Below are 3270 nucleotides of genomic sequence, written 5' to 3' on the forward strand. Positions count from 1 at the left end.
CAAACGATCACCTAACTCTTCAACTTTCGCATACTGTTTATTTATAAAATAATTATTCAAGTCATACATGGTATTAAATATATATATTATCCTATATAAACCTTTCTATATCAATTTAAAGAACACAAAAAAAAAATAAATTCACAAAAAAAATACAAATAGCAAATAAAAATATTTATATTGGAGTTTATAGAAATTCTCAATAATTTAAAAAATTTAAAGATGTTTGGTATGTTATTTTAGTATGTTTAGATGTTATTATAGTTAAATTTTGATTCTATCATTTTATCACAAATTATTTGAAATTCTTCATTAGTTATCTATCACTTCTATTCCATCTATATCTTTGAAATGTTTGTCAAAAGTAGCTATTTTTTTTATTCCTAATTTTTTCATTAAAGCTATGTAAACACAATCAAATAGTGGTAATCTTTTTTTATTTTCTTTTAATTCCTTAGAAAGTATTTTTAATCCGTCATCATAGAAATCATTGTCAATTAGAATTTTATAATCGCTATTTAATTCTTCATAAACTTCTAAAATTAAATTAATATCTTGTTTTAGTTTAAGATTCATAACTGTTATTAGTTCTGTAATTACAAGTTTTGAGATTAATACCTCTTCATCACCAAAAGATTTTAATATTTTCTTTGCTTTTTTGTGCTCTTTATTTTTTTCAACATATAAATGGATTAAAAAGTTGGCATCTAAAAAAATCATTTTAATACTCCATTTTTCTTACTTCCTCTAATGTTTTTGTAAGGTCAATTGGTTTTTTTGCTTTAATAATTCCTGCAAATTTCATTCTTCTTTCAGGGTCAGGGTTGTATGTATTTTTATTAGCTATTAAGTTTTCAGGTATTTTATTTTTTTCATCTTCTAATTCTAAGCCTTTTTTAAGATATTCTGTTATTATTTCAGTTTGTGTAGAGTTTTTATTTGTAGCAATGATTTTAATTGAATTAATAATGTCTCTATCAAGATTTAAAGTAGTTCTTAGCCTATTTTTAGTTTCCATTTTTTACACCATATTAATTATTAGTTTATACATATAACTATGATTTATCATATATAAATAATTATCTGCTTTTTAAATAAAAACATATTTTTAGATTTTTACTTGAAGAATTAAAAGTCATATAATCAAACACTAGTTTATTGGCAAAATATAATATTTTGATCATTGACTAAGATATCTTAAATTTCAATTAAAAGATTAATGAGAAGTATTGGAATAATGAAATTTACCAAAAAATAGGTATCATACTATAATGTTTTAATTTTTACAACTTATACTCAATTAATATTATAAAAAAAGATTGTACTGGGCTTAAAATTTCATGGACTTTCTAACACCGTATATAATATATTACCAAAGCTTTGTAATATGTTTATTGAATTTAAATTTTCAGAAATATCATCTTAAAATTCTTTTTTTTAAAAATTTTTCCATTAAATTCTTTGTAATTATAGGAAACCAAATGTTGTTAATGGAATATGAATTATATTGTCATGTTTTTGAATACTATTAAATCTATTAGATATTAAAATTCCATACTCACATTCATATTTATTAATAGCTATTTTTAATTGACTTTTAGTTTTTTTACCAATACCTACTTCTATTGGTACTAAATCATCTAATTTTGTTTTAATTACAAAATCTGTTCCTTTTTTTTCTGTAGGGAAGAATATTCCCATCATTCTAAAGCTTTTTTGTTTTATTTTATAAAGAGATGATGCAACATAATTTTCTGCTAATGCTCCAAGACATTTTCTGTTATTTAGATCGTGTCTTCCTAATTCATAGCTTATAGCAGCTTTTAATGAAGGTGAAAGAAAATAATATTTCCATGAAGATTTGATGGTTTTTGTTCCTTCAACCAATGGTTTAATATTAAAAATGATTTGGCTTTTTTCTAAAACACTTAGCATTTCATGAACTGTGCTTGAAGAAATAGATAGATAATTAGCTATTTTTTGAGTTGAGAATGTCCCAGGTCTTTGGCTTGCTAAATACAATAAAATTTTCATAAAATTAATATTTGAACTATTTTTAAATGTTTTAATTGAGGGAATATCATCATCTATAACTTTTTTAATATTATCAAATATATTTCTATAAGTTCTTTTTTCTTTAGAGTGTAATGAAAAAGGAAATCCATGTATTTTTAAAAATTCATTAAATTCAATGTTTAAATTTTTATTTAAAGTTCTTAATTTTTTAGAAGTCTTTTTTTCAAAATTAATAGCTTGATTTAGATATTTTTCTTCACCAAAATATATTAGATTTTCTAATATATTGGAAAAATTTGTACCAGTATTTATATTATATTTTAGTAAAAGATAATCATGAAAACTATTTGGGAAAATATATTCTTTAGAACTTCTTCGTACAATATCTCCATTCATTTCTAATTCAAGAGCAGATGATCCAGTAAATAGTAAAAAAATATTTTTTGTATAATCATATATTATTTTACCAGATAAACCCCAATTTTTATTATAATGGCATTCATCTACTAAAACAAAAATTTTTTTATCTAAATGTATTAAATTTGTTTTATGATTAAATTCTAAAAAATTCTCAACAATTTTCTGTAAATCTGTATCATAATACCTTAAGCGTTCCATAGATAAAAAAAGAATATTTTTTTCATTAATATTTTTTTTATTTGTCAAATAATCATGTATTTGTAGTAGAATTGTAGATTTACCAACTCCTCGAAGTCCAGGCATTACCACAAAACTGTTTGCATCATTTTCATTATTTATAAACTCATCTAAATATCCTTTAATCGTATAATATTCACTTCGATGATTAAAATTTCCTATTTTATTAATAAAAAAAGGTATTTCTTCTTGTTGATCATCAATATATTTATATAATTCTTCTTCAAAAGCCATTAAATCACCATATTTTTCATGAAAAATTTCATTAAATATATTATTAAAAACATTATTTATATATCTATTCGTTTTACCGAATGGTAGTTTATAAATAACTATTCGTTTTACCGAATAGATATATTGTTAAGACAATTTAATTTTCATATTTTTTATTTAAGTATAGTATTTTGATAATTTTTTATCAGCATTTTCTTTAGTGAAATTCCAGTTTATTTTGCATTTATTTTCATTTTTGTAGTTCTGATAAGCTGTAGTTTCTTTAATTAGTAAGTTTTTGTTACTTATTCTTCTTCCAGTGCATTGTGTGTCCATTACATTAATTTCAATTTCGGCAATATTAAGCCAGCTGGCATGGTTTGG

At 21.9% G+C, this 3270-nt stretch carries 3 protein-coding genes and 1 pseudogene; all 4 read right to left on the reverse strand.

Features of this window, described 5'->3' with window-relative positions; all coding sequences use genetic code 11:
• Window positions 1-312: 312 nt before the first annotated feature.
• Complete coding sequence (locus MBCUR_RS01570) at window positions 313-720, reverse strand: type II toxin-antitoxin system VapC family toxin (RefSeq protein ID WP_067089384.1); 408 nt, start codon at window positions 718-720, stop codon at window positions 313-315.
• Window position 721: 1 nt separating this feature from the next.
• Window positions 722-1018, reverse strand: coding sequence for a DUF6364 family protein (locus tag MBCUR_RS01575; protein ID WP_067089388.1), 297 nt, complete (start codon window positions 1016-1018; stop codon window positions 722-724).
• 449 nt (window positions 1019-1467) lie between these two features.
• Window positions 1468-2907, reverse strand: a complete 1440-nt coding sequence (locus tag MBCUR_RS01580) for an ATP-binding protein (RefSeq protein ID WP_067089391.1) — start codon at window positions 2905-2907, stop codon at window positions 1468-1470.
• 156 nt (window positions 2908-3063) lie between these two features.
• Window positions 3064-3270: pseudogene (locus MBCUR_RS10545) on the reverse strand (IS630 family transposase); the annotation flags it as partial.

Source organism: Methanobrevibacter curvatus (assembly GCF_001639295.1).
Lineage (GTDB): Archaea > Methanobacteriota > Methanobacteria > Methanobacteriales > Methanobacteriaceae > Methanoflexus > Methanoflexus curvatus.